Annotated in this window: 23 protein-coding genes and 1 pseudogene; 15 read left to right on the top strand and 9 right to left on the bottom strand. The window is 52.9% G+C overall.

Features of this window, described 5'->3' with window-relative positions; all coding sequences use genetic code 11:
• Position 1 precedes the first annotated feature (1 nt).
• On the bottom strand, positions 2–1,309 hold the full coding sequence (locus GFC06_RS15755; RefSeq protein WP_153690357.1) for an SrfA family protein: 1,308 nt from the start codon (positions 1,307–1,309) through the stop codon (positions 2–4).
• Between the two features lie 282 nt (positions 1,310–1,591).
• Between GFC06_RS15755 and GFC06_RS15760 the strand changes: the two genes are divergently transcribed.
• The gene (locus GFC06_RS15760; RefSeq protein ID WP_016156573.1) at positions 1,592–3,190 is read left to right on the top strand and encodes an ABC transporter substrate-binding protein; all 1,599 of its coding nucleotides are present in this window, start codon (positions 1,592–1,594) and stop codon (positions 3,188–3,190) included.
• A gap of 17 nt (positions 3,191–3,207) precedes the next feature.
• Complete coding sequence (locus GFC06_RS15765; protein ID WP_016153143.1) at positions 3,208–3,441, top strand: YdcY family protein; 234 nt, start codon at positions 3,208–3,210, stop codon at positions 3,439–3,441.
• Positions 3,442–3,507: 66 nt separating this feature from the next.
• Here the strand turns inward: GFC06_RS15765 and GFC06_RS15770 are convergent, their stop codons facing one another.
• Positions 3,508–3,957, bottom strand: a complete 450-nt coding sequence (locus GFC06_RS15770) for a DMT family transporter (RefSeq protein WP_016156572.1) — start codon at positions 3,955–3,957, stop codon at positions 3,508–3,510.
• Entirely contained in the window at positions 3,954–4,472 is a 519-nt protein-coding gene (locus GFC06_RS15775) for a GNAT family N-acetyltransferase (protein ID WP_153690358.1), read from the bottom strand. Before GFC06_RS15775 ends, GFC06_RS15770 begins: the two co-directional genes overlap by 4 nt.
• Positions 4,473–4,509: 37 nt before the next feature.
• Between GFC06_RS15775 and GFC06_RS15780 the strand changes: the two genes are divergently transcribed.
• Positions 4,510–5,085 carry a helix-turn-helix domain-containing protein gene (locus GFC06_RS15780; RefSeq protein WP_046275593.1) on the top strand — a complete coding sequence of 192 codons (576 nt, stop codon included), beginning with the start codon at positions 4,510–4,512 and terminating at the stop codon, positions 5,083–5,085.
• 58 nt (positions 5,086–5,143) lie between these two features.
• Positions 5,144–6,181, top strand: a complete 1,038-nt coding sequence (locus tag GFC06_RS15785) for an NADP-dependent oxidoreductase (protein WP_153690359.1) — start codon at positions 5,144–5,146, stop codon at positions 6,179–6,181.
• Between the two features lie 30 nt (positions 6,182–6,211).
• Here GFC06_RS15785 and pqqU read toward each other — a convergent pair whose 3' ends face one another.
• Complete coding sequence (pqqU, locus tag GFC06_RS15790; RefSeq protein WP_153690360.1) at positions 6,212–8,332, bottom strand: TonB-dependent receptor PqqU; 2,121 nt, start codon at positions 8,330–8,332, stop codon at positions 6,212–6,214.
• Positions 8,333–8,592: 260 nt separating this feature from the next.
• Between pqqU and yncE the strand changes: the two genes are divergently transcribed.
• Together yncE and GFC06_RS15800 are read left to right on the top strand one after the other, a co-directional pair.
• Positions 8,593–9,654: a 7-bladed beta-propeller protein YncE gene (yncE, locus tag GFC06_RS15795; RefSeq protein WP_153690361.1), complete on the top strand. Its 1,062-nt coding sequence runs from the start codon at positions 8,593–8,595 to the stop codon at positions 9,652–9,654.
• A 136-nt stretch (positions 9,655–9,790) separates the two neighbouring features.
• Positions 9,791–10,012, top strand: coding sequence for a YgdI/YgdR family lipoprotein (locus tag GFC06_RS15800; protein ID WP_003020157.1), 222 nt, complete (start codon positions 9,791–9,793; stop codon positions 10,010–10,012).
• A 41-nt stretch (positions 10,013–10,053) separates the two neighbouring features.
• Here the strand turns inward: GFC06_RS15800 and ansP are convergent, their stop codons facing one another.
• Both ansP and GFC06_RS15810 read right to left on the bottom strand, forming a co-directional pair.
• Positions 10,054–11,496 carry an L-asparagine permease gene (gene ansP, locus GFC06_RS15805; protein WP_047358134.1) on the bottom strand — a complete coding sequence of 481 codons (1,443 nt, stop codon included), beginning with the start codon at positions 11,494–11,496 and terminating at the stop codon, positions 10,054–10,056.
• Between the two features lie 279 nt (positions 11,497–11,775).
• Positions 11,776–13,317: a methyl-accepting chemotaxis protein gene (locus GFC06_RS15810; RefSeq protein WP_047498614.1), complete on the bottom strand. Its 1,542-nt coding sequence runs from the start codon at positions 13,315–13,317 to the stop codon at positions 11,776–11,778.
• A gap of 516 nt (positions 13,318–13,833) precedes the next feature.
• On the opposite strand from GFC06_RS15810, the gene GFC06_RS15815 reads away from it, so the two are divergent.
• The 7 genes and pseudogenes from GFC06_RS15815 (at position 13,834) to GFC06_RS15850 (ending at position 21,150) form a co-directional block, all read left to right on the top strand.
• Positions 13,834–14,832 (top strand): MsnO8 family LLM class oxidoreductase, encoded by a 999-nt coding sequence (locus tag GFC06_RS15815; protein ID WP_153690362.1) that lies wholly within the window; start codon positions 13,834–13,836, stop codon positions 14,830–14,832.
• On the top strand, positions 14,832–15,953 hold the full coding sequence (locus GFC06_RS15820; RefSeq protein WP_047417406.1) for an amidohydrolase: 1,122 nt from the start codon (positions 14,832–14,834) through the stop codon (positions 15,951–15,953). Before GFC06_RS15815 ends, GFC06_RS15820 begins: the two co-directional genes overlap by 1 nt.
• Before the next feature lie 25 nt (positions 15,954–15,978).
• Positions 15,979–18,237: pseudogene (locus tag GFC06_RS23410) on the top strand (NtaA/DmoA family FMN-dependent monooxygenase).
• Positions 18,238–18,247: 10 nt separating this feature from the next.
• Entirely contained in the window at positions 18,248–18,757 is a 510-nt protein-coding gene (locus tag GFC06_RS15835; protein WP_016153131.1) for a GNAT family N-acetyltransferase, read from the top strand.
• 9 nt (positions 18,758–18,766) lie between these two features.
• The gene (locus GFC06_RS15840; protein ID WP_016153130.1) at positions 18,767–19,693 is read left to right on the top strand and encodes an amino acid ABC transporter permease; all 927 of its coding nucleotides are present in this window, start codon (positions 18,767–18,769) and stop codon (positions 19,691–19,693) included.
• Positions 19,677–20,450, top strand: a complete 774-nt coding sequence (locus GFC06_RS15845; protein ID WP_016153129.1) for an amino acid ABC transporter ATP-binding protein — start codon at positions 19,677–19,679, stop codon at positions 20,448–20,450. The genes GFC06_RS15840 and GFC06_RS15845 overlap by 17 nt, the downstream gene beginning before the upstream one ends.
• Before the next feature lie 82 nt (positions 20,451–20,532).
• The gene (locus tag GFC06_RS15850) at positions 20,533–21,150 is read left to right on the top strand and encodes a glutathione S-transferase family protein (RefSeq protein ID WP_153690363.1); all 618 of its coding nucleotides are present in this window, start codon (positions 20,533–20,535) and stop codon (positions 21,148–21,150) included.
• A gap of 69 nt (positions 21,151–21,219) precedes the next feature.
• Here the strand turns inward: GFC06_RS15850 and GFC06_RS15855 are convergent, their stop codons facing one another.
• Both GFC06_RS15855 and GFC06_RS15860 read right to left on the bottom strand, forming a co-directional pair.
• A complete protein-coding gene (locus GFC06_RS15855; protein ID WP_016153127.1) occupies positions 21,220–22,530 on the bottom strand; it encodes an MFS transporter in 1,311 nt (436 codons plus the stop codon).
• A 73-nt stretch (positions 22,531–22,603) separates the two neighbouring features.
• A complete protein-coding gene (locus tag GFC06_RS15860; protein ID WP_016153126.1) occupies positions 22,604–23,800 on the bottom strand; it encodes an L-talarate/galactarate dehydratase in 1,197 nt (398 codons plus the stop codon).
• Positions 23,801–24,071: 271 nt separating this feature from the next.
• Between GFC06_RS15860 and GFC06_RS15865 the strand changes: the two genes are divergently transcribed.
• On the top strand, positions 24,072–25,124 hold the full coding sequence (locus tag GFC06_RS15865; protein ID WP_233628821.1) for a LacI family DNA-binding transcriptional regulator: 1,053 nt from the start codon (positions 24,072–24,074) through the stop codon (positions 25,122–25,124).
• A 34-nt stretch (positions 25,125–25,158) separates the two neighbouring features.
• Positions 25,159–25,386, top strand: a complete 228-nt coding sequence (gene pptA, locus GFC06_RS15870; protein WP_047358141.1) for a tautomerase PptA — start codon at positions 25,159–25,161, stop codon at positions 25,384–25,386.
• A 39-nt stretch (positions 25,387–25,425) separates the two neighbouring features.
• On the opposite strand, the gene GFC06_RS15875 is transcribed toward pptA, so the two are convergent.
• Positions 25,426–25,998 carry a flavin reductase family protein gene (locus GFC06_RS15875; RefSeq protein WP_016156553.1) on the bottom strand — a complete coding sequence of 191 codons (573 nt, stop codon included), beginning with the start codon at positions 25,996–25,998 and terminating at the stop codon, positions 25,426–25,428.
• Positions 25,999–26,121: the final 123 nt, after the last annotated feature.

Here is a 26,121-nt window from a genome sequence, read left to right on the forward strand (position 1 = left end):
ATCAGGCACCTATCTTTTTGATCGTCAGAGGGATTTCCGCGTGATCGTCATAACGTGCGGTACAGGCTGCGACGTCATTGGTTGCCGCTTTGCAGGTAATTTCCGGCATCGGATAACGTGACCCGTCCGTACAACGGGCATTCCCGCGACTCTTAATCATTAATTCACCTGACTGATGCAAACCGGAGAAAATCTCGGCACGACAAACAATATTGTCGCCATGAACCACGCGCGCCGTGCCTTTATTGGCCTGGATCTGATAGCGCAGCGACGGCGCTTTACCGCTAACCGGATCTTTAACATCAACCATGACGCGCCAGTTACCGTTGAGAAAACGCGTCGTTCCTGCCTTCATCTGGTTGGCATCCATCACCAGCGCATCTTTCGGAATCGCGGCGATCACGACCGGTCCTTCGACAGGTTTTTCTTTTTTCGCAGCCGGAACCACTTCAGCCCGATGCAACGGCAGTGCAGATGTCAGTTCTGGCAGCGGTGCCATATCTGCCTTAGCGACGTCTCCAGGGGGAACAGCGGGTACGGGCTGGGTGGTCTGTTGCTTCCACAGCAGCGGCCCAACCATGGCTGCAATGATCACCGCGGCAACGGGCAGGCTCCACAACGGCAGGCGGCGTGTGGGTTTCTTCTGTGCGAGCGGCGGCGAGACTTCAGGTTCGTTAACAACGACCGGGGGTTGTGGTTCAGGTTCAGCCGGTTTAGCTAGCTCAACCACTGGAGTCAGCAAAGGTGCGTCGGCCTCGACGAAGGTGATTTGGGCAGTGATTTCTTCTTCCGGCTCAGGCTCCGCTACGGTGACGACCGGAGGAATATCGGCAAGGCGCAGGCAATCGAGCACATCGTCGCGAGGATTTTCATTCAGATTGACGAAACCCCAGAACGTAATAACGGGTTTACCTTCAACCAGAAACACGTGATTCTCACCAGGAAACTGGATGGCTTTTTCCAGCAGTGAGCCAAACAGCTGCAGGGAGGTTTTACCCGATTGCAGACTTTTACGGCTCAGCGCCGCCGCATTTTCCAGCGTGCTCCCCAGATAGCGCAGCGCACGAAAACGGGCCTCTTCATCAGCGGCTTTCCATGCAACGGCTTTCCCTTCAATCGGCGAATACCAGTCAACGCGATCGCCGTTGTCATTAATCTGTGGGATCGCCAGACAATCCACCATCGCCTGCTGTTTACGCAGGCGAAGCGTTTCACGAATTTGCAATGCTGAATCAAACACGGCCTGACCACCGCCGCCCACGGCCTGATAGTCATCCAAATTGCCGCTGCGCAAGAGAGTTTTTGCCACGTTGTTACCCCTTAGACTTCTTCACGTATCTACTTTACGTTTTATAAAAACGAGCAAACGGTGGAAGAGAGGCAAAAAGGGGCGAATTTTCATGGCATAGAGTGCCGGGAAAAATCTTGACGTTTTGAAAAAGACTTAAGGGAAATTAATTCGCTTAGGGTGATGAATTATTCAGCAAAATACACCGGATTAGAATAACCTGATAGTGATTTGTTATTGGTCAGTTTTTGTCAGCTATGCTCTGATATCCCGGTTAATAATAAAATAAGAAGGCTTATAACCATGATTGCAAGGAAAACGTTACTCGCGCTGGCGCTCAGCGCCGTCTTACCATCAGGCGCGGCGTTCGCGGCCAATACTGACACTCTCATTTACTGCTCAGAAGCGTCGCCAGAGTCATTTAACCCGCAAATCGCCAGTTCCGGTCCATCGTTTGTAGCCAGCTCGCAGGTGCTCTACAACCGACTCATCAACTTTGATCCGGTAAAAAATACGCCAGTTCCGTCTCTGGCAACGGACTGGACGATTTCGCCGGACGGTAAGACCTACACTTTTACCCTGCGTCAGGGCGTGAAATTCAACAGTAATAAATTCTTCAAACCAACCCGTGACTTCAACGCTGATGACGTGGTTTTCTCGGTATTACGACAGAAAGATGCCGATCATCCGTACCACAAAATTTCTCAGGGAAGCTACGAATACTTCAACGATGTCGGTCTGGATAAACTGATTAAAGAAGTGAAGAAGGTCGATGATTATCACGTTCAGTTTATCCTTAATGAACCTAACGCCGCGTTTCTTGCCGACTGGGGAATGGATTTTGCCTCCATCCTCTCTGCGGAATATGCCGACGTGATGCTGAAAAAAGGCACTCCGGAAAACGTCGATAACTGGCCAATTGGCACCGGGCCATACGTGTTGCAGCAGTACAAACAGGATTCGCAAATCCGCTATCTCGCCAACCCGAACTACTGGGACGGCGCCGTCCCCACGAAGCACCTGATCTTCTCAATCACGCCAAACGTTCAGACCCGATTGGCGAAACTGCAAACCAATGAATGCCAGATAATTCCGGCGCCTGCGCCCGTACAGTTTGACGAGATTAAGAAGAATAAAGATTTGACACTGCATTCGGTTGAAGCGCTGAACGTCGGGTATCTGGCGTTTAATACCGAGAAAAAACCGTTTGATAACGTGCTGGTGCGTCAGGCGCTTAACTACGCGACAGACAAAAAGGCCATTATTAACGCCGTCTTTTTAGGTTCCGGTACGGTTGCAAAATCGCCAATTCCGCCGAATATGTTGGGGTTCAATAAAGATCTGCAGGATTACGCTTACGACCCGCAAAAAGCGAAAGATCTGCTGAAACAGGCGGGACTGGAAAACGGCTTTGAAGCGACGCTGTGGTCAATGCCGGTTCAGCGCCCATACAACCCGAACTCCCGACGGATTGCCGAGATGATCCAAAGCGACTGGGCGAAGGTTGGCGTGAAGGCGAAAATTGTGTCGTACGAGTGGGGCGAATATCTCTCCGGAATGCGTAAAGGTGAGCATGACACCGCGTTGTTCGGTTGGATGTCAGACAACGGCGATCCGGATAACTTCGCCGATGTACTGCTGGGCTGTGACAGCATTAAAACCGGATCTAACGCCGCGCGCTGGTGCGATAAAGAGTATAATTCGCTGGTTCAAAAGGCGAAACTGGTGAGTAAACCGGAAGAACGCGCCGCGCTTTACCAGCAGTCGCAAGAGATTTTCTACCAGCAGGCTCCGTGGATTGCGTTGGCAAACGGGAAAACGTTTTACGCGACGCGCAGCAACGTCAGCGGATACAGCGTTAGCCTGATGGGCAGCGATTTTTCAAAAGCAAAATTAAATTAATGAGTTAAGGAGAGGTTATGTCGCATCTGGATGAGGTCAGCGCACGTGTTGATGCCGCCATTGAAGAGAGCGTCATTACGCATATGAATGAATTGCTGATTGAACTCAGCGATGATGTCGTGCTGAGCCGGGAAGAACGTTACACCCAGCAACAGCGTTTGCGTACGGCTATCGCACATCATGGCCGTCAGCATAAAGAGGATATGGAAACCCGTCGCGAACAGTTGACCAAAGGCGGCACAATCCTTTAATTCGTTGTTGCCAGATGGCGAAGTAACACCTTATCCGGCTTGCATGTTCAGGCCGGATAAGCGCAATTAAAACGAACGTCTCGCCACCAGCCAGGCCCCAACGACCAGCAGCACCGCGCCGCAGACCGGTCCCACCAACGCCCGCAGCGGTACGCCATGACTGCGCAGAATATCCAGCACCAGTCCGCCGATTAACTGGCTGGCCACCAGCACTGCGATAGTGGTTGCAGCGCCCACATTTTGGTATCCACTGATGCTGGCAAAAACAAAGAACGATCCCAGCAAGCCAGGGATTAGCGTCCACCAGCGCACGCTGGAAACCAGTTCCCCAAACCCCGCCATACCTTGCTTAAACCACAGTATGCTGACAAACAGCACGATCCCGACCAGAGAGTTAAGTAACATGGCGATGAGGATCGTCGAGGACGTCTGCGTGATGCGTACCATCAAGGTATTTTGCACCACCAGACCAATACCTGCGGCAATCAGAAAGGAGAGGGTTAGCGTCTGGTTCATCTGCTGGCATCCGGTTTGCGGCGATCGTCTAACTGCAACTGCATAAAAGTCAGATCCAGCCAGCGCCCAAATTTAGTGCCAACCTGTGGCATTTGCGCGGTGGTTTTAAAACCCAGCGTGCTGTGCAGATGCAGCGACGCCTGATTCTGAGACTCAATGCCCGCAACCATCACATGCTTGCCGCACGCGCGGGCTTCTTCTATTAACCTGCTGAGCAGCGATCGTCCCAGGCCTTTACCCTGATGAGCAGGATGGACATATACCGAATGTTCAACGGTATGACGGAATCCATCAAAGTTACGCCAGTCGCCAAAGGAGGCGTACCCTGTAATCACGCCATTCTCTTCACTCACCAGCACCGGATAGCCCATCAACTGGCGGGCTTGATACCATGAGATACGGTTTTCGGCATCGACCGTTTGATCGTTCCAGATAGCCGCCGTATGCAGTACCGCGTGGTTGTAGATTTCTGCAATGGCGGCACAGTCTTCTTTGCTGGCAAATCGAATGGACATGTTGAACCTCAGGGATTGTTCACTATAGTATTACAATATGAATACTATTGAAGACAGCATAAATCAACGGATCGGTGCAAGAATTCGCATTGAGCGGGAGTCTCGCGGCTGGTCTCTGACGGAACTCGCTGAACGCGCAGGCGTGTCGCGGGCGATGATCCATAAAATAGAGCGCGGTGAGAGCAGCCCAACGGCCACGCTGCTGGGCAGGCTCTCCGGTGCCTTTGGTATCAGCATGTCTATGCTGATGGCGCGGGCCGAAATGCAGGAGGGCAAGCTGCTGCGCTTCGCTGATCAGCCTGTCTGGCACGACCCGCAAAGCCACTATCTGCGCCGCCACGTTTCACCGCGCAGCGATCTGCCTATTGATCTGGTGCAGATAGAATTGCCTGCCGGAAGCGATATCCCGATGCCAGCCTCTTCCTACGTGCAGGCAAGACAACTTATCTGGCTACAGCAGGGGGAATTAGTCTTTGTGGAAGGGGACGTGCGTCATGAAATGCGGGCTGGCGATTGCCTGGAGCTTGGCCCGCCGAATGATTGTCGGTTTATCAATGAAACCGCACACCCCTGCGTTTACCTGGTTGTGCGGTTAAATCATGTCGTCAGCTAACTGGCGGACACAGGCTGCTACTATTGATGGAATCATGCCAAAAGCAGAGGAGCACATCATGGGTCAACAGACTAATCGCAATCGCCGCTGGGTACTGGCTTCCCGCCCGCATGGCGCGCCGGTCCCGGAAAACTTCCGACTTGAAGACGATGAGGTGGCAACGCCGGGTGAAGGCCAGGTTTTACTGCGCACCATTTTTCTTTCCCTCGATCCCTACATGCGTGGACGCATGAGCGATGAGCCGTCTTACTCCCCGCCGGTAGAGATTGGCGGCGTGATGGTTGGCGGGACCGTGAGTCGCGTGGTGTCCTCCAACCATCCTGATTACCAGCCAGGCGAGTGGGTGCTGAGCTACAGCGGCTGGCAGGACTATGACATCTCCGACGGTAACGGGCTGGTGAAGCTTGGCGATAATCCCGAACATCCCTCCTGGGCGCTGGGAGTGATGGGGATGCCAGGATTTACTGCTTATATGGGGCTGCTGGATATCGGTCAGCCAAAAGCGGGGGAAACGCTGGTTGTGGCCGCCGCCACCGGCCCGGTTGGCGCAACGGTAGGGCAGATTGGTAAGCTCAAAGGCTGCCGGGTGATCGGGGTTGCAGGCGGGGCAGAGAAATGCCGACATGCCACCGAGGTCTTGGGCTTTGATGTCTGCCTCGATCACCATGCACAAGATTTTGCGCAACAGCTGGCAAAAGCCTGTCCGCAGGGGATCGATATTTACTACGAAAACGTCGGCGGTAAGGTATTTGACGCCGTTCTGCCATTGCTCAATACCTCTGCGCGCATTCCGCTGTGCGGACTGGTCAGCGGTTACAACGCCACAGCGCTTCCAGGCGGACCCGATAGATTACCTTTGCTGATGGCAACGCTGCTGAAAAAGCGAATTCGGATGCAGGGCTTTATCATTGGTCAGGATTATGGTCACCGCATTCAGGAGTTTCAGCGGGAGATGGGGCGCTGGGTTAAAGAGGGCAAAATCCATTACCGCGAACAAATCACCGACGGTCTGGAAAATGCGCCGCAGACCTTTATCGGCCTGCTGACGGGCAAAAACTTCGGTAAAGTGGTGATTCGTCTTGCAGACGATGCGTAAAACGGATGGCGGGAGTCATTCCCGCCAGTGTTACTCAAAACGCCAGGCCAGATTAATCCCTACGCCATAGTTTCGTCCTGGCGCCGGTTCGTAATATCGACCATTTGCCTCATTCACTATCACCGAACCGACGTAGGACTTATCAAACAGATTATCCACCCGACCGAACAGGTCGATCATCAGACTGCGGTAATAAAATTTATAGCCGGTATTTAAACCCACTACGGTATAGGACGGGGCTTGCGCCGTATTTTCATCATTGGCCATAATGTTGCTCATATAACGAACATCAGTTCCCGCATACCAGCCTTCATCAGGCACGTAGCCCAGCGAAGCAAATCCCATGTTTTGCTCAATGCCAGGCAGGCGGTTGCCGTTGCAGTTTTTATCGCCACAGACGTTGCTGCGGTAGGTCGCATCCAGCCAGGTCCATGCAGCTTTTACGCGCCAGCTTGCGGCAAAGCGTTGGTCCCAGGATAACTCACCTCCCTGACGGCGGGTTTTTCCAGCGTTTTTGTAGGTTGTCCGCCCGCCGCTACTGCTGTCAACCACGATCTCGTCATCGGTATCGGTCTGGAATAGCGCTGCGGTGAACAGCCCATCGCCGATACGCGTTTTACTGCCGATTTCCACGGTATCGTTTGTGGAAGGCTGTAGGTCAAAATTCATCCCACTTTGGCCGTCGGAGCGGTAAGACAACTCGTTGATGGTGGGCGTTTCGAACCCGCGTCCTGCGGCCAGGTAGACGTTCCAGGCATCGGTGATGGCGTATTTTAACGATCCAGCAGGTAACCACTGGTGATAGCTGGCGTCACCGCTGTCATCTGCGTTACCAGGCGTAATATAGCGATCGTTAGAATCAAACCACACCGAACTGTAGCGAACCCCGGCATCCAGCGAGAGTTTCTGCGTTAATTGCCACTGGGTTTGCAGATAGGGATCGACATTCCACATCAGGTTACGTTCGTTACGTCGTAAGTCGCCTTTCTGACCATATTCTGGCACGCTATCATCAAGGCGAAAGTTGTTGTAGCCTTTACGGTTTTCGCTCATGTTTTCGTAATTCAGACCGGTGGTGAAGGTCACGGGTACGCCCAGCTCGCCACGGTGAGTCCAGCGGTTATCTATCCCCTGATAATGACGTTGCAGGGTAATAACGCCTCCGGCATGAGAGGGTTTTAACTGCGGGGCCATCGGGATCGACTGATACTGAGTGGTTTCACGCTCGCCTGCATAAGTCATGATGCTGATCTCATCCTTCGCGCTAAGCTGGCGTTCATAGCGAAACCCCGCCTGGGTCTGCTTGATGGTTTTTCGCGTGTTGTATTGCTCAGCGCGGGGAGATTGCTGCGGATTGGCCTGCCACTCCGACTCGGTAAGACCACCAGGATCGTCAGCTTTACTCTCTACGCTATTGAAAATCAGGGTTAGTTTGCTCGTATCGTCCATGCGCACGCCCAGTTTGACATTGGCCAGATTTTTTTGTGCGCTGCTGCGATCGCGATAACCATGGGTGGTAAACCGGGTTGTTGAAACGGTGTAATCCACATCCCCTCGCTGTGTGCCATCGCCCAGTGCGCCCGTTGCTTTTAACCCGTAGCGCCAACTGCCAAAACTGCCGTAATAACTGCTGGCTTCAATGGTTGGCGGCTCATGTCCCGTTTCAGTGCTGACATTTATCACTCCACCTGACGCATTGCCATACAGAGCAGAGAAGGGGCCGCGTAAAACCTCAATATTTTGTACGCTGCTGATATCAATGTTGGATGTTTGACCCTGCCCATCCGGCATGGTTGCCGGGATCCCGTCGACATACAAACGAATGCCGCGGATGCCATAAGTGGTTCGCGAACCAAATCCGCGAATCGACAACTGGAGATCCTGGGCGTAGTTTTGCCGATTTTGCACCTGTAGCCCAGGGACGCTGGTCAGGGATTCAGACAGGTTAATTCGCGGCGTTGCCAGACGCATATCTTCTCCGTCAACGACGCTGACGGCGGCAGGGGTGTCCAGTTCAGAAACGGACTGTGGTGTCGCGCTAACGATCAGCGTTTGATCGTTTATCTCACTTTCTGCCACGGCATAAGGCGAGAGGAAGACAGGCAGTAAAGAAACAGGAAGTGCAGTGTAGCGGGCTGAAAAAATCGTCATGAACAAGGCCAGTTAATGATGCTTACGCCGTAACACCAGCGATAAGCGCGTGAATTTTTTTATAAAAGATGAATTTTAGCGCTGCTGAATTGCGCTAGTTTTTCGGGCAATGACAACGATTGTAGTCAATATGTGAAGAAGTGCTCCACTTTGAGATGAATAATGATTACTATTCTCATTCTTAAAAAAGGCAAAACCATGATTTTGCTCATTGAAGCTATGTGAAGCAGTAACAAACGAATTTATCAAAGGGAGTCGTCATGTCTTTACGTCATCTGTTTTCGCCGCGTCTGCGTGGTTCTTTACTGTTAGGTTCACTGCTCGTTGCATCATCTTTTACTACGCAGGCTGCAGAAGAACTGCTGCGCAAAGCCGTGGGCAAAGGCGCCTATGAAATGGCATACAGTCAGCAAGAGAACGCGCTGTGGCTGGCGACTTCGCAGAGCCGCAAACTGGATACCGGCGGGGTGGTTTACCGTCTTGACCCGGTCACCCTCGAAGTGACTCAGGTTATTCATAACGATCTCAAACCGTTTGGCGCCGCCATCAACAACGCCACGCAAACGCTGTGGTTCGGCAACACGGTAAACAGCGCGGTGACGGCAATGGATGCCAAAACGGGCGCGGTGAAAGGACGTCTGGTGCTGGATGCGCGTAAGCGTTCTGAAGACGTTCGCCCACTGCAGCCGCGTGAGCTGGTCGCCGATGACGCCACCAACACGGTATACATTAGCGGTATTGGTAAAGAGAGCGTGATTTGGGTGGTGGACGGTGATGCCATTAAATTGAAGGACACCATTCAAAATACCGGCAAAATGAGCACCGCTCTGGCTGTCGACAGCAAGGCTAAACGCCTGTACACCGCCAATGCGGACGGTGAATTCATCACCATTGATACCACCACCAACAAAATTCTCAGCCGTAAAAAGCTGCTGGATGATGGAAAAGAGCATTTCTTCATCAACCTGAGCCTGGACACGGCGGGCAACCGCGCCTTTGTCACCGACTCTAAAGCGGCGGAAGTGCTGGTAATCGACACCCGTAATGGCAACGTCCTGGCAAAAGTCGCCGCGCCGGAATCCTTGGCCGTGCTGTTTAACCCGGCGCGTAACGAGGCCTACGTGACCCATCGTCAGGCCGGCAAAGTGAGCGTGATCGACGCGAAAAGCTATAAAGTCGTTAAAACGTTCGAGACCCCAACATTCCCGAATAGCCTGGCGCTCTCCGCCGACGGTAAAACCCTGTACGTGAGCGTGAAACAGAAGTCCACCCGCGAGCAGGAAGCCACCCAGCCGGACGATGTTATTCGTATTGCGCTGTAATTAACCGGAGGGGGAAACCCCTCCTGTCACTTCTCTAAATCCCCCGATACGCCTCGTTACACCCCGCCAGTAGCCTGACCCACTTCAGGGACTTACACTACGCCCTCAACGGCTAACTGAATAACACGGGAATACCATGAAAAAGCCATTTATCTGTCTTTGTGCAGGCGTAATGCTGTTTACATTGGCAGGATGCACCACCGATTACGTCATGACGACCAAAAGCGGACAAACCATCACCACCCAGGGTAAGCCAAAACTGGATAAAGACACGGGAATGACCAGCTATACCGATCAGGATGGGAATGCGCGGGAAATTAACAGCAACGACGTAGCGCAGTTGATTGAAGCGAACTAAAAAAGAAGGCCTGAAGGATTAACCTGTCAGGCCTTCTGCCGTTATGGCGCGGTGCGGTGGATCTCTGCAACGCGTTTACGCACGCCGAACCAGCCCGCGACCAGCAGGATGGCAATCAGCGGTAATGACGCGATGGTATAGGTGCCGTTTGGATAGTCAAACGCCATCAATACCAGTACGCTCACCAGGAACAGCAGCGTTAACCACGAGGTAAACGGTGCGCCCGGCAGTTTAAAGCTGACGTCTGCCGTTTTACCTTCTTTTATGGCCCGGCGCAGACGCATCTGACAGACCATGATAAATCCCCATGACGCAATAATGCCCAGTGACGCGAAGTTCAACACGATCTCAAACACCTGTGACGGCACCAGATAGTTCAGGAATACCCCGACGACATACACGACCAGCGTGGCGAGGATCCCGGCCCAGGGCACCTGTTGACGGCTCATTTTAGCCATGAATTTCGGTGCCGAACCGCCCATCGACATGGAGCGTAAAATACGCCCGGTGCAGTACAGCCCTGAGTTAAGGCTGGAAAGCGCCGCGGTGAGCACCACAATATTCATGATACTGCCAATGTACGGCACGCCCAGTTTGGAAAAGAAGGTCACAAACGGGCTTTGCCCCGCCTGATAGGCGTTCCAGGGCAGTAGCAGAACCAGCAGCACGACAGAACCCACATAGAACAGACCAATACGCCAGATAACGCTATTGATTGCTTTCGGCACCATCGTTTGCGGATCTTTGCACTCACCGGCGGCGGTACCCACCAGTTCAATAGAGGCAAAGGCGAAAACAACACCCTGTACCAGTACCAGCGCAGGCAACAAGCCATGCGGGAAGAAGCCGCCGTTGTCGGTAATCAGGTGAAAACCCGTGGCGTTACCATCCAGCGGCTTTCCGGTACCTAAAAAAACGGTACCCACCACCAGGAAAATCACAATTGCCAGTACCTTAACCAGCGCAAACCAAAACTCCATCTCCGCGAACCACTTCACGCCGATCATGTTCATGGTGCCGACAATAGCCAGCGCGCCGAGGGCGAACACCCACTGCGGCACGTCGCCAAATGCGCCCCAGTAGTGCATATACAACGCCACCGCGGTGATATCGACAATGCCGGTCATCGCCCAGTTGATGAAGTACATCCAGCCAGCCACATAGGCGGCTTTCTCACCTAAAAATTCACGGGCGTAGGAAACGAAGCTACCGCTGGAAGGGCGATGTAAAACCAGTTCGCCGAGCGCGCGCAGTATAAAGAACGAAAAAATACCGCATACCAGATAGACCAGCGCCAAAGCCGGGCCGGCCATCTGCAGGCGTGCGCCTGCCCCTAAAAACAACCCGGTACCAATTGCGCCGCCAATGGCGATCATTTGTACCTGTCGATTGCCCATCGCTTTGTGATACCCCTCTTCGTGAGCATTCAACCAGCGTCGTTTCGCCGCATGTTGTTCCGCGGCTTGCGTGTTGTTTGTGTTCATTACGATTCCTGTTGACCTGACAAAAATACAACATCCTTTTTGCCGCACCTGCTGCGGCGAAAACAGCCTTACCCTTCATTGTGTTACGGGGGAAAACTGCCGGCCGAGCATCCTACATTCAATTGATTGGTTCCGCAAAGCCCGGTAACAAGAATTCAGCATTTTTATGCAGCCGGTACTGGCGCGGTGTGGCCTCGATTCAGCCAATAAAAGAGAAGGGCGTTTATACCTGTAGAGGAGTGCGCTTATCGAGACATTCACCCAATAAGCGCCGTAACGTTATGCCGATACGCCAAAGACCTGAACGGCCTGCTGTAAGCGTGATGAACGCTGGGTCAGATCGGCGGTGGCGTCGGTAACGCGCTCCACCATCTCGGCATTATTGTGTGTCATGGTGCCAACGCGTGAAATTGAATCGTTAATCAGATCCAAAGCCTGGGTTTGCTCACGCGTGGCCAGACTAATGTCTTTGATCATCATCGACATCTGCAGTACATCCCCAATCATCCCGGTGAGATGCGTTTCCGTTTGTTCCACCATTTTGACGCCGCTATTAACATTGGCGACGTTCTTCTCAATAAGCTGTTTGATCTCTTTTGCCGCAGACGCAGAGTGTTGGGCCAGATTGCGGACTTCTGCCGCGACAACGGCGAAGCCACGCCCGGATTCCCCGGCTCGCGCGGCCTCAACCGCGGCATTAAGCGCCAGAATATTGGTCTGAAAGGCGATGCTGTCGATCACGCCAATGATGTCAACGATCTGCCCGTTGTCACGCGATATCGCCTGCATCATGGCGATAGTTTGTTTCATGATATCGCCGCCTTCTGCAGCGTTGGCGCTGGTTTTATCGGCCATGGTCATGGTATGTGCCGCCGTTTCAGCGGTTTGTTGTACCGCGCTACCAATTTCTTCAATGGCCGCAGCGGTTTGTTGCAGGTCGGCAGAGGTTTCTTCTGAACGCTGATGCAGCGCCGTACCTTCTTTTGACACCCGCTGACTGATAGCGCGAATACCGGAAATTTGCGTACTGACGTCATCGACCAGAGAACTCAGATTAAGTCCGGACTGATTAACCAGTCGCATTAGCATTCCGATCTCATCCACCCGATTTAAATGACAGTTATCAGGTTTACGTCCGGACACCACTTTCTTCATTTGCGTCAGGAGCGTATTAACTGGCTGACAAATTTGATACTTAAGGTAAATAGCCAGCGCCAGAAATAACACCAGCAAGCCCCCCGACTGAATAAATGGATTAAACGGGGCGAAGATAAATAACAAAGCGAGCAGGGCCGTCACCCCTAAAGAATAATTGACGCGCTGGCTGATATTCAGCCATTTAAACATGGAAGTCCATGCCAATAAGCCGCGACGAATGATAATCCCTTTAAAAAGTCGAAAGCCTTTAAACTGCTGACTATTCATTTTTTGGTATAAACTTTCGCTGTGAGTTATTTCATCACGCGAAGGAACGGTACGCACCGAGATGTAACCGGTGAGTTTTTCATTGTGCCAGACCGGCGTAACGTTGGCGCGAACCCAGTAATGGTCACCATTTTGGCGGCGGTTTTTCACCATACCCGTCCAGCTGTCTCCCTGCTGTAGCGTGTACCACATATCGGCGAATGCAGCGGGAGGCATGTCAGGATGGCGAATAATATTATGCGCTTCGCCCATTAATTGATCTTCGTTAAATCCGCTGGCATCGATAAAAGCAGAGTTAGCGTAGGTAATATGACTTTCTTTATCCGTCGTTGAAAGCAGCGTCGCTTTGTCGTTAAGTGCGTGCTCAATTTGTGTAACGGGCATGTTACTTTTCATAGAGGCCCCATAATGATATGTATAATCCATACAAAAATTCCCGCAATAAAATCGGGAGGAATATTAAAAAGCCGTTTTAAACCGTTTTAATAAGAAACGCTGCATTCTCTACTAATCATCATTTCTGTGGAAGTATTTAAATTAAAAAATCTCTGTGGAATATTCATTCAGGGTCATAAAACTGAAACATTTTATACAACCGCATAACGTTTTAAGTCATTTAACCTGACTTAACGTAAATCGCGTTAAAAAACGTTTTCGCGAAAAGAAAACTGGCATGAAATGATTTGGATGTTATTCCCGTGAGACCAACGACCCTATTATATTTTGTAGGCCATACATTCCGCGTGTTTCCAGTTTCGTGTTCCGACCAGTACAAGGCGATCCGAATTTTAACCCTGACAGCGTCAGGGTTGGTTATCTACTTTTTAGCTGAGCAAATGTGAATTAAATGTTTCTGCATGGTTATCTGATAATTTAATAATAATGACATGTTAACAAGCATAGGCCCGTAAGATGTCATATCGCCTGAGTATTCTGGATAAAAGCCCCCTCGGGGAAGGTGAAACCGCCGCGATGGCGCTTGCCCGGACGTTACGTCTGGCGCAGCGGGCAGAAGAGTGGGGATACCATCGTTTCTGGATCGCGGAACACCATAATACGCCACAGCTGGCCAGCCCATCACCGGAGCTGGTGATTGCCTGGATCCTCGGGCAAACCCAGCGTATTCGCGTAGGCTCCGGTGGCGTGATGCTGCAACATTACAGCCCGTACAAAGTGGCGGAAAACTTCAATCTTCTGGCCTCGCTGGCACCCGGGCGTGTCGATCTCGGCGTAGGGAAAGCCCTTGGCGGCTTACCACTGTCGACTCAGGCACTACAGCAAGGAGTGCATCAGGATGAAAAAGGCAGTTTTGCCGACCAACTTTCCCAGCTTAACGACTGGCTGACGCTGAGCGGCACGGAAAGCGGGGAAACGGTATTTCCGACGCCAATCCCACCGTTACCGCCGGAAGGATTTGTCCTGGGAGCCAGTGTGCAAAGCGCACAGTTAGCAGCGCAATTCAATTGGCATTTTATCTTCGCGGCACACCTCAACGGTGACCGCGCGTTATTGCGTGACGTTTTGTCCTTCTGGCAGGCCCACAGCGCACGTCCGACGATAGTTGCCGTCCAGGTGATTGTGGCTGACAGTAACGATACCGCCGCGCAGCTTGCGGAAAACGTGCAAATCTGGGGCGTGGAGCTGGAGAATGGTCAACGTTTCACGGTAGCCAGCGAAGAGCAGGCGCTGGCATTCGCCGCGCAGGCCGGCAGTCCGCCACGCAAAATCGCGCGTCGTGAGCAGGCGTTGTTACACGGCACGGCTCAGGAGGTGATGGCAAAGCTGAATGCCCTGCATACGCAATTTGGCATTGAGGAGTTCATTATCGACACGCCAGTCGCGGAAGGTCACGCGCGTCTGACATCGCTGCGGTTGTTGGCGCAAGCCCATAACGCCGTGGAGGTGCTCTGATGACTCTGGCCTCAACGCTTATCAACTGGCGTCGTGAATTACACCAGCACCCGGAGCTTTCCCTGCAAGAGTCGGCAACGACGGCGCGCATTCACGCCTGGCTGCACGCAGCGGACGTCGAGATTTTGCCGTTCGACCTGAAAACCGGTCTGGTCGCGGAAATCGGGCAGGGAGAAGAGGTCATCGCGCTGCGAGCGGATATCGATGCGCTACCGATAGAAGAAAGCGCCGATGTGCCGTTTCGCTCCCTCACGCCGGGAGTGATGCATGCCTGCGGACATGACGTTCACACCAGCGTCATGCTGGGCGCCGCGCTGCTGCTTAAACAACAGGAAACACACTTACCAGGGCGCGTACGTATTTTGTTTCAGCCCGCTGAAGAGAGTTTCGGTGGCGCAAAAACACTGATCCGCGCCGGTGCGCTGCACAACGTTGCGGCTATTTTTGGCATGCACAATGAGCCAGGTTTACCAGTGGGGGAATTTGCCACACGCGGCGGCGCGTTCTATGCCAACGTCGATCGCTTCGTGCTGCGTATTAATGGCAAGGGCGCACATGCGGCGCGTCCGCATGAAGGCAGAGATGCCATCCTGCTCGCCAGCCAACTGGTCACGGTGTTGCAAAGCGTTGCCAGTCGCGACGTTAACACACTGGATTCAGTGGTGCTTAGCGTGACCCGTATTCAGGGAGGAAATACATGGAATGTGTTGCCAGAATCCGTTGAGCTGGAAGGGACGCTCAGAACGCACCGGACTTCGGTGCAACAGCAGGTTAAAGCACGGGTTAATGACATCGCCGCCGGTTTTGCCCACGCCTTTGGCGCACAAATCGACGTTATCTGGCATGCGGGGCCGACCGCGTTGGTAAACGATGCTCGTTGGGCCGATATCGCCACCGCCGTGGCGAAACAATCAGGCTACACCACCCACCATGCCGACCTGCATATGGGCGGCGAGGATTTTGCTGTCTATCTGCAAAATACGCCTGGCGCATTTGTCAGTATTGGCAGCGCCAGTGAATACGGATTACATCACCCGGGCTTTAATCCGGACGAACGTTTAATTGAGCCTGCCGCGCATTACTTTGCACAGCTAGCAAAAACGGCATTCGCACATCTTTAAGTTTACCTGTTGGGTAGGGGTTATTATGGCTGAAAATCGGCAACTACGGCTCGGCACTATTCTGCATGGCGCAGCGGGAAATATGTCCGCATGGCGTCATCCAGCGGCACAGGCCGATGCCAGTATTAATTTTGATTTTGTCAAAGAGACGGCGCTTATTGCGGAAAAAGGGAAGCTGGATTTTATTTTTGTCGCCGATGGTCTGTATATTAATGAAAAATCAATCCCACACTTTTTAAATCGCTTTGAGCCGCTGACGGTATTATCTGCTTTGGCCAGCATTACCCAAAATCTGGGATTGGTTGGCACGGTATCCACGTCATACAGCGAGCCGTTTACTACCGCACGGCAGTTCGCCAGCCTTGATCATCTCAGCCAGGGGCGAGCCGGATGGAACGTGGTCACATCACCTCTGGAGGGTTCGGCAAAGAACTATTCACGTGCCCAGCATCCAGAACATGCCCTGCGTTATCGTATCGCCGATGAATATTTACAGGTGGTGAAAGGACTGTGGGATTCCTGGGAAGATGATGCTTTTACCCGTAATAAGGCAAGCGGAGAATTTTTTAATCCGCAAAAACTGCACACGCTTAACCATCATGGAGATTATTTTCAGGTCGCAGGGCCGTTAAATATTGGGCGCACGCCACAAGGCCGTCCGATTATATTCCAGGCGGGCGCTTCACAGGATGGTAAGAAATTAGCGGCGCAGCATGCCGATGCTATTTTTACCCATCAGGAGTCGCTGGCGGAGGCCAAAGAGTTCTATCAGGATGTAAAAAGCCAGTTGGCCTCCGCCGGGCGACATCCCGAACAACTGCATATATTCCAGGGCGTCAGCGTGATTGTTGGCGACAGCGTTGAGGATGTTGAGCAGCAGTATCAGACTACCGCTGCGCTGGTCTCTATTACCGACGCGCTGAACTACCTGGGCCGCTACTTTGAACATCATGATTTCGCCCAATATCCGCTGGACGCACCGTTCCCGGATTTGGGTTCCCTTGGACAAAACAGCTTTCGCAGTACGACTGATGAGATCAAACGCAACGCGCGTGAGCGTGGCTTAACGCTACGCCAGGTTGCTCTGGAAGCGGCCAGTCCACGGCCACGTTTCAGCGGTACGCCGCAACAGGTTGCCGATGGTCTTCAGCAGTGGTTCGACGAAAAAGCCGCAGACGGTTTTATCATCCAGGGTGGAACACCAGATACCTTCCCACGTTTTGTCGAACAGGTTGTCCCCGTGCTTCAGGCGCGCGGCCTGTTCCGCCATGAATATCCCGGTACGACCCTGCGCGCAAGCCTGGGACTCGCGACACCTGCAAACCAATTCACACAATAAGAGAAAAACGCTATGCAGAAAAAATCAGTCTTCCTCGCGCTGTCACTGGCTTTCAGCGCTAACGTCTGGGCAAATGATGTGACTATTAACGGTACGGGCGTAAGCCTGGAAGCCAATAAAACGCCAATCAATACGGCAAAAAATCCGCAGGCGATTGCGCAGTTGCCCGCGAATCTGCACCTGGCCGTACCGGGTAAATTCACCGTGGCGATTGCCGGGTTAAGCCAGCCGCCGCTGACCGTCTTTGCCGATGACAATAAGACACTGATCGGCAGCGAGGCGGACATCGCTCGTCTGGTGGCTGACAGTCTGGGGCTGGAACTCAACGTCGTGCCCACGTCATGGGAAGACTGGCCGCTGGGCGTCACGTCCGGCAAATATGATGCCGCGATCAGCAATATTACCGTCACCAAAGCCCGCAAAGAGAAATTCGATTTCGCGACGTATCGTAAGGACTCCCTTGGCTTCTATGTCAAAACCGGCAGTAAGCTGAAGAAAATCGAGCAGGCAGAAGATATCGCCGGTCTGCGTATCATCGTCGGTTCGGGGACAAATCAGGAAGCCATCCTGCTCGCCTGGAACGATGAGAACGTGAAGAAAGGGTTGCAGCCGTTTACGCCGGTGTATACCAAAGATGATGCCGCGCAAACCCTGGCCCTGCAGTCAGGCCGTGCCGATGCTTACTTCGGTCCTAACGTTATCGGCGCGTGGAAAGCTGCACTCAACGGAAAAACGCAACGGGTGGGCAGCGTTGATGGCGGTTGGCCAAAAGCGGCACACATCGCTGTGACGCTGAAAAAGGACAGCGGTCTGGTTCTGCCGGTACAAACCGCCCTCAACGGCGTAATTGGCAACGGCGACTATGACAAGGTGCTGAACCGCTGGGGAGAAGGGGTGGAACGTATTCCGCAATCTGAAATCAACCCGGCCGGTTTAGGCGACTAAGGAGGTCATCGTGAGCGATCAATTTCGCGTGGTCTCACCTGAAGCCAGCGAGCTGCAGCCAATTTTGAATGGTCTGTTCGGTGAATATGCCGCCCGCTATGGCGATTATTTTTCTCGCGACGCTGAAGTGGAGCTGACCGAATGGTATCTGGCACCGCAGGGACTTTTCGTGGTACTGGAGCGCAGCGGCGAGATTATCGCCACCGGGGCCTACAAACCTTACGACAAAGACACCGCCGAGATTAAGCGCATCTGGACGAAAAGCAGCCTGCGCCAGCAGGGGCTGGCGGCGCGCGTGGTGCAGGAGCTGGAACGCAGGGCGCTGCTGGCGGGCTACAGCCGGATTTATCTGACCACGGGATTTCGCCAGCCGGAGGCCGTGCGACTTTATTTAAGCCAGGGCTACGATCCGCAATTTGATACAGCGCGCGATCCCGAAGAGTACAGCCTGCCACCGTTTGATGGCCGGCTGCGCTTTACCAAACTGTTGACCATCGCCGGTCAGGCCAGAATAGCCTGAGGAGAGAAGATGAAAACGACGGAGAGTATTAAAGTCGTACCGGCGCGCTATCCCATGCGCACCGCAGGAGCAGTCATTGCCTTGTTTGTCCTGGCGGTGATTATCCAGTCCGTGGCGTTTAATCCGCGCTGGGAATGGGGCGTGTTTGCCCGTTGGTTCTTTGATCCGGTTATCTTGTCCGGCCTTGGGCAAACTCTGCTACTGACGCTTATCGGTACGCTGTTGAGTATTATCATCGGTGGTCTGCTGGCGCTGGCACGGCTTTCATCTTCCTGGCTGCTGAACGGTCTGGCATGGGGATACATCTGGCTGTTTCGTTCGTTACCGCTGATTGTGGTGCTCATCGTTTTGTACAACTTCTCCTATTTGTACGACACGCTGGCGATTGGTATTCCGTTTACTCCCATTCAATGGGGCAGTTTTGAGACCATCAATGTGCTCGGCCAGTTTTCCACCGCGGTGGTTGGCCTGACGCTGGTGCAAAGCGCCTATACCGCTGAAATTATTCGTGGTGGATTTTTAGGGGTTGACCACGGCCAGTACGAGGCAGCGGCAGCGCTGGGCTTACCCGCATGGCGACGTACGCTGCGGATTATTCTGCCGCAGGCGCTGCGCACCATTTTGCCTGCTGGCTTCAATGAAATCATCAGTCTGGCGAAAGGGACGGCGATGGTATACGTGCTGGCAATGCCTGAGCTGTTCTACACCATACAGATGATCTACAACCGCACGCAGGAAGTGATCCCGCTGCTGATGGTGGGTGCGGTGTGGTATCTGGTGATCACCAGCGTCCTGTCGTTAATTCAGCACCTGGTGGAACGCGCGCTGGCCCGCAGCGAGCGACGTTCAGCAATCAATACCGCCCGGGTGAGCCGTGCAGAAAAACGCAACCGTCAACGTCCGCAGCAGGAGGCCGTCCATGTCCCACTCGCCTGAAGGCCATATTTCCATTACCGGCGTCAGCAAATACTTCGGTCGCCACAAAGCGCTGGATAATGTATCGCTGGAGATCCCTCCCGGAACGGTAACGGTTATTCTTGGCCCGTCCGGTTCAGGGAAATCCACACTCTTGCGGACGATCAACCATCTGGAGCGCGTCGATGAAGGGTTTATTCAAATCGATGGCGATTACATTGGTTATCGTCGGCAGGGAGACAAGCTGTATGAGCTGAAAGAGGCGGAAATTTTGCGCCAGCGCGTTAACGTCGGCTATGTATTCCAGAATTTTAACCTCTTTCCGCACTTAACGGTGCTGGAGAATTTGATTGAAGCGCCCATTGCGCACGGTCTGGCATCGCGTAAAGCCGCCACCGAGCGGGCATTAACTCTGCTTGATGCCGTTGGCCTGCGTAATAAAGCCGATGCCTGGTCGCGTCATCTCTCCGGCGGTCAGCAGCAGCGTATCGCTATTGCCCGTGCGCTGGCGCTAAATCCACGCGTTATGCTGTTTGATGAACCCACTTCAGCGCTGGATCCTGAACTGGTAGGCGAAGTTCTGGATGTCATCAAAGCACTGGCGCAGTCGGGAACCACGCTGGTTGTGGTGACGCACGAGATTGGGTTCGCCCGGGAAGTGGCGGATCAGGTGGTGTTTATGGTCGATGGCAAAATTGTCGAACAGGGCAGCAGCGAGCAGGTGCTGAATCATCCACGCCACACGCGCACCCAGCAGTTCTTGTCGAAAGTGCTGTGAACTTGCAGGGAAAGATAGGCAGGTCTGCATAGACTGACGAATGCTGCTCTACACTTAGGGTTTTAACTTTGGGGGTTGCAGCATGATTAGGGTCTATGGGGTGCCGGGCTGGGGATCGGCCATCAGTGAAGTGATGCTCACACTGGCGGAGATCCCTTACAGCTTTATTGATGTTGATGGTTTTGACCGCGACGGGCCTTCGCGGGAGTTGCTTAAAAAAATGAATCCGTTGTGCCAGGTGCCCACACTGATACTGGAAAATGGTAACGTGATGACGGAAACGGCGGCGATCGCCCTGATGATCCTCGATCGTTGTCCTGAACTTGCGCCACCCGTTGGGCACGCTGAGCGCCAGCAGTTTCAGCGTCTGTTGATATGGCTGGTGGCAAATGTCTATCCAACGTTTACCTATGCCGATTATCCACAACACTGGGTACCAGACGCCGCGGCGCAGTTAAAAAAGAACTGTATTGAGTACCGCAAATCACTTTATATGTGGCTGAACGACCAGCTAAGCGCTGAGCCGTACGCGTTTGGCGATCAGCTAACACTGCTGGACGTTTATATTGCCGTTATGCGCACCTGGGGGCCGGGGCATGACTGGTTTCAGGACAACACGCCCAATATCAGCGCTATCGCCGACGCGGTTTGCCAGCACCCGCGACTGCGTACTGTACTGAAAAATAATAAGATTATTTAAACAAAAAAACGCTGTTCCGCAGGAGTGCAAATCCCGGAACAGCGGGCGAACTATCGCCATAAGCTTACATTACGCGACGGACGGGCTCAGCGTAATACGATCCAGTGGCCCCACGATAAACAGATAAGAAATCAGGCCAATCAGCCCCATCGAACCGACGTACAGAATGGCGTAATCGAATGACTGGGTATTCGCCAGAATGACGCCGATCACCAGCGGCGTGATAATACTCGCCATATTGCCGCACATATTGAATACGCCGCCAGCAATGCCGAGCACTTCTTTTGGTGAAGTATCGCTAAGTACGCACCACCCCAGATTGCCAAAGCCTTTGGCGAAAAATGCCAGACTCATCGCCGCGATAACCACAAATTCTGACGAGGTGTAGTTAGCGATAACGATGACACAGGAAAGTAACATTCCGCAGATAACGGGTAGCTTACGAGCAACCGTCAGGCTGTAGCCGCGCTTTAATAGCCAGTCTGAAAAAACGCCCCCTAACAATCCACCGATAAAACCGGCAATAGCAGGAATACTGGCGACAAACCCCACTTTAAGGATCGACATTCCTTTAGCCTGATACAGATAGGTAGGAAACCAGGTCAGGAAGAACCAGGTGATTGACGTCACGCAGAACTGCCCGATGTAAACGCCAATCATCATGCGGTTGACGCAGACGCTTTTTATTTGCGCAAAGGTAATCTTCTGTGGCTCTTTTTTATTTCCCAGCGACGGTTCGCCACCGCCTTCCCGGATATAGTCAATTTCCTGCTGGTTTACCTTCGGATGATGCATAGGATCTCTGATTTTTACCAGCCAGAAGATGCCAAGAATAACGCCAATCGCCCCGATGTAATAAAAAACAAAGTGCCAGCTGAGATTATGCAAAATAATCGTCATTAACGGTGTAATTACCCCTAACGAGATATATTGCGCGGCCTGGTAAACTGAGGTGACAAAGCCTCGTTCATTATTAGGAAACCACTGTACGCTTAATCGGCTGTTGGCAGGAAAGGCCGGAGCCTCAATGGCACCCATCAGTAAACGTAAGATTATCAATACCACAAGTGGACTGGCATACAGATAAATGGTGCCCTGAAACATGGTCACCAGCGACCAGCCAATCAGGGCGCAGCCGTATACCAGACGAGAACCGTAGCGATCAAGTAGCCAGCCGCCAGGCAATTGCATAATGACATAAGAAATACCGAAGGCAGAAAAGGCCAGCCCCATTGCTTCGGGATCAAAACCTAATTCTTTGCTCATAATCGGAGCCACGACGGATAACGTCGCGCGATCGGCGTAATTAAATACGGTGGCAAGAAACAGAAATATCAAAATACCGTAACGCACTTTTGTGCGCTTTATTATTGTGTTCATCACCCACTCCTTTCATAAGGTTGAGAGCGTTTCTGTAGGGAAGAGGGCGGGTATTACTTACCCGCCAAATAAATTAAGGACGTTTACCAAACTCGCAGGTTAATTGCGTCCAGCGGCGCGTCTGCTCGCTGATGCTGAACCCCAGACCGTGACGGTCGGAAACCCACATCCGCCCATCGCGCAGCTCAAGCTGTTCATTAAATAACGGGTTCAGCCATTCGAAATGTTCCAACCATGGCTCAAGCGGGTAAGCGGCGGACAGATGCAGGTGAACTTCCATGGCAAAGTGCGGAGCCAGTTTGCGACCGTGTTTCGCCGCCAGGTCCATAATTTTCAGAAACGGTGAAATTCCCCCCACACGCGGTGCATCGGGCTGCACAAAATCACTGGCATTACCGAGGATCAACTGTTCATGTTCGCGGAAGCTGGTCAGCATTTCACCGGTAGCAATCGGGGTATCAAGCGCGGCGGCCAGTTGGGCGTGACCTTCCACATCGTAGGCATCCAGAGGCTCTTCAATCCAGATCAGATTGAACTGCTCCATTTTTCGTCCCATACGAATGGCGGTTTCTCGATCCCACTGCTGATTGGCATCGACCATCAGCGGGAAGTCATCGCCCAGCGCTTCACGCACCGCGGTTAAGCGGCGAATATCCTCGGCGCAGTTTGGCTGACCAACCTTGAGTTTGATGCCGCCGATGCCGTTTTCACGGGAAATAACGACGTTTTTGAGCACCTGATCCAGCGGCGTATGCAGGAATCCGCCGGAGGTGTTGTAACACTGCACGGAGTCCCGGTGTGCACCCAATAGTTTTGCCAGCGGCAACCCTGCACGCTTGGCCTTCATATCCCACAAGGCGATATCGATAGGGGAGATAGCCTGAACCGCCATGCCGCTGCGCCCTACGGAAGCGCCAGCCCACAGCAGCTTGGTGTAGATCTTGTCGATATCGTTTGGATCTTCGCCTAACAGGTTATCGGCAATTTCTTTGGCATGAGCATAGATTCCCTGGCCGCCAGCCCGTTTGGAGTAACTAAATCCAACGCCTTCAAACCCGTCGCGACTGCGGATCTCCGCGATAATAATGGCAACTTCGGTTAGGGGTTTCTGGCGACCGGTCAGCACTTTGGCATCGCTCACGGGTGTTGCCAGAGGAAGGAAAGCCAGGGACAGCTTAACCCACTCGATACGGTCGCCGGTTTCAGCCGCGGTTTTTGCATTGGCTGATTTGGCATACGTTACGGCATCGGAATTCGCACTTAAAGACATTCTAATCTCTCCTGGTGATAACAAATGATTGCGCTAACATTTTTAGTGTTAGCGCAATCATTGCGCCAGCGAATTGAATGCGTTTTGAACAATCGCTCACAAATACTGAGACAAAAGGGCAGTAACTTGTAAACAGCATCACATTCCAATACTTTATGGGTAAATGCACAAGTCATTATGATGGCGCTATCATTTCAGATGGCGCTAATTAACTAAGCTGCTGTTTTCTCAGCGTTATCGTAGAGGGGCGCTGGCAATAGCCGAAATCATGATGAATAATGCCAGGATAAATCAGCGATTTTTGACAAGGGCATCGACAGTGAAAAATCCCAGACCTCCGCGCGCACCCACGCTGGAAGATGTTGCCCGTACCGCGGGATTGTCGCCCATGACGGTGAGCAGGGCGTTGAATACCCCGCAACTGGTGCGCCCGAGAACAGTAGAAAAAGTGATGCAGGCGGTACGCGCCACTGGCTATATTCCCAACGCGCTGGCCGGGGGGCTGGCGTCGCGTCGCAGTAAGCTTATCGCTGTGGTTGTCCCACAAATTAACAACAATATGTTTGTCGATACCATCCAGTCATTAAGCGATGAACTGGCTGAACGCGGATACCACATCTTGCTCTGCGTGTCGGGTTATACGCCGCAAACAGAGGCTGAGCTGGTGGCGACGCTGCTTTCTCGTCGCCCGGATGGTGTAGTGCTCACCGGTATCCATCATACCGCTGAGCTGAAAAAGGTGATTCTTAATGCGGCCATCCCGGTCGTGGAAATATGGGATTTAACGCCAACGCCCATCGATATGCTGGTGGGGTTTTCGCATGAAAAAGTCGGGCAGGCGGTAGCAGACTATTTGCTGGAAAAAGGGTATCGCCGTCCTGGTTTGCTATGGACCGCCGATCGCCGGGCTGGCCAGCGTAAACAAGGACTGTGCGATGCGCTGAGCCGTCATGGTATTGCGGCTGGTGCACAGGTGGATGTCCCGCTTCCTGCCTCTCTGGCATTGGGGCGTAGCGGGTTGGCACAGCTATTGGCTGAACGCGCGTTTGATGTCATCGTCTGTAGCTCAGATACGTTAGCCCAGGGGGCGATCATGGAAGCCGAAAGCCGTGGTCTACGCGTGCCGCAGGAATTAGCGGTAATCGGTTTTGGCGATCTCGACTTTGCCGCCAGTAACCGACCTGCCATCACCACCGTCAGCGTCGACAGACGGGCTATTGGACAACGCGCCGCCTCTCTGCTTGCCGATCGTATCGAACAAATTCCGCGTGAAGACGATATTATTGATGTTGGATTTCACCTGGTGGAACGAGAATCCGCATAAGTTACCTGCATCCCAAAACAATAAGGAATCTGCTATGCCGCACGTCGATATCAAATGTTTTCCTCGCGACCTGAACGACGAACAAAAATCCGCGCTGGCGGCGGATATTACCGACGTCATTATTCGTCATTTGCAAAGCAAAGACAGTTCAGTGAGCGTGGCGCTTAATGAAATTGAGCCCGAGGCGTGGCAGGGCGTGTGGGATGTGGAGATTGCGCCGCAGATGGCCAGGTTGATTAAAAAACCCGGCTACAGCATGTAAGACAAAACGGGCGGATTTTCCGCCCGTTTTGTCGTGCCATTATTCAGCTGCTGTTATGAGTTTTCCACTGGAGACAAACGTTCCGGCCCCAAGGTGATGCAGGGTATTGAGCTTGCCATCATCAAACTGCCAGCGTCCTTCCACGAAGGCTCGCTCATCAGCGGCAGCCGAGACCACTTCACCAAATAGCGTGTCATATTTTTCCTGTGCCGCAGTGGCAGGCAACAGGCGACACTCCATCCAGGCCAGACATTTGGCTTCAATCAGCGGTAAACCCAGTACCGGTCCCTGTACCACGGGAATGCCGTAGCAGTTGAATTTATCTTCCACCCGACCGGAAACGCTGCCTACGGCCCAGGTCCAGTTGGCGGCGGCAACGCCCGGAATAACGATGCCGAATTTGCCGCTACGTTCAATGAGCTCACGTGACCAGGCGGTCTTGTCGACAACAATCGCGATCCGCGGAGGCTCAAACTCCACGGGCATTGACCACGCGGCAGCCATCACATTTCGCCGCTCAGTATGCTCATCCCGGCTGGTGATTAATATCGTTGGGCCGTGATTTAGCAACCGACTGGCATGTTTTAATTCGATCGGACGAAAATGGCTCATGGATGCTCCTTGGCTGAGAGATAACACACCACAATAAACATAGATATTAACGGTATTAGCGATTTTGTCGCCTCGTCTGGAGGAACAACGCACAAAATCGACGGCGCAAAATTAAAAATGCGT

Origin of the sequence: Citrobacter braakii (assembly GCF_009648935.1) — a bacterium.
GTDB classification, from domain to species: Bacteria; Pseudomonadota; Gammaproteobacteria; order Enterobacterales; family Enterobacteriaceae; genus Citrobacter; species Citrobacter braakii.

Bases quoted from the DNA above. Each gene is read 5' to 3' on its own strand.
- GFC06_RS15860 (WP_016153126.1), bottom strand. From the start codon at position 23,800: ATGTCTTTAAGTGCGAATTCCGATGCCGTAACGTATGCCAAATCAGCC.
- GFC06_RS15800 (WP_003020157.1), top strand. From the start codon at position 9,791: ATGAAAAAGCCATTTATCTGTCTTTGTGCAGGCGTAATGCTGTTTACA.
- GFC06_RS15840 (WP_016153130.1), top strand. From the start codon at position 18,767: ATGAAAACGACGGAGAGTATTAAAGTCGTACCGGCGCGCTATCCCATG.
- pptA (WP_047358141.1), top strand. From the start codon at position 25,159: ATGCCGCACGTCGATATCAAATGTTTTCCTCGCGACCTGAACGACGAA.
- GFC06_RS15815 (WP_153690362.1), top strand. From the start codon at position 13,834: ATGTCATATCGCCTGAGTATTCTGGATAAAAGCCCCCTCGGGGAAGGT.
- GFC06_RS15780 (WP_046275593.1), top strand. From the start codon at position 4,510: ATGAATACTATTGAAGACAGCATAAATCAACGGATCGGTGCAAGAATT.
- pqqU (WP_153690360.1), bottom strand. From the start codon at position 8,332: ATGACGATTTTTTCAGCCCGCTACACTGCACTTCCTGTTTCTTTACTG.
- GFC06_RS15765 (WP_016153143.1), top strand. From the start codon at position 3,208: ATGTCGCATCTGGATGAGGTCAGCGCACGTGTTGATGCCGCCATTGAA.
- GFC06_RS15875 (WP_016156553.1), bottom strand. From the start codon at position 25,998: ATGAGCCATTTTCGTCCGATCGAATTAAAACATGCCAGTCGGTTGCTA.
- GFC06_RS15865 (WP_233628821.1), top strand. From the start codon at position 24,072: ATGAATAATGCCAGGATAAATCAGCGATTTTTGACAAGGGCATCGACA.
- ansP (WP_047358134.1), bottom strand. From the start codon at position 11,496: ATGAACACAAACAACACGCAAGCCGCGGAACAACATGCGGCGAAACGA.
- GFC06_RS15845 (WP_016153129.1), top strand. From the start codon at position 19,677: ATGTCCCACTCGCCTGAAGGCCATATTTCCATTACCGGCGTCAGCAAA.
- GFC06_RS15850 (WP_153690363.1), top strand. From the start codon at position 20,533: ATGATTAGGGTCTATGGGGTGCCGGGCTGGGGATCGGCCATCAGTGAA.
- GFC06_RS15855 (WP_016153127.1), bottom strand. From the start codon at position 22,530: ATGAACACAATAATAAAGCGCACAAAAGTGCGTTACGGTATTTTGATA.
- GFC06_RS15785 (WP_153690359.1), top strand. From the start codon at position 5,144: ATGGGTCAACAGACTAATCGCAATCGCCGCTGGGTACTGGCTTCCCGC.
- GFC06_RS15770 (WP_016156572.1), bottom strand. From the start codon at position 3,957: ATGAACCAGACGCTAACCCTCTCCTTTCTGATTGCCGCAGGTATTGGT.
- GFC06_RS15775 (WP_153690358.1), bottom strand. From the start codon at position 4,472: ATGTCCATTCGATTTGCCAGCAAAGAAGACTGTGCCGCCATTGCAGAA.
- GFC06_RS15810 (WP_047498614.1), bottom strand. From the start codon at position 13,317: ATGAAAAGTAACATGCCCGTTACACAAATTGAGCACGCACTTAACGAC.
- GFC06_RS15820 (WP_047417406.1), top strand. From the start codon at position 14,832: ATGACTCTGGCCTCAACGCTTATCAACTGGCGTCGTGAATTACACCAG.
- GFC06_RS15760 (WP_016156573.1), top strand. From the start codon at position 1,592: ATGATTGCAAGGAAAACGTTACTCGCGCTGGCGCTCAGCGCCGTCTTA.
- yncE (WP_153690361.1), top strand. From the start codon at position 8,593: ATGTCTTTACGTCATCTGTTTTCGCCGCGTCTGCGTGGTTCTTTACTG.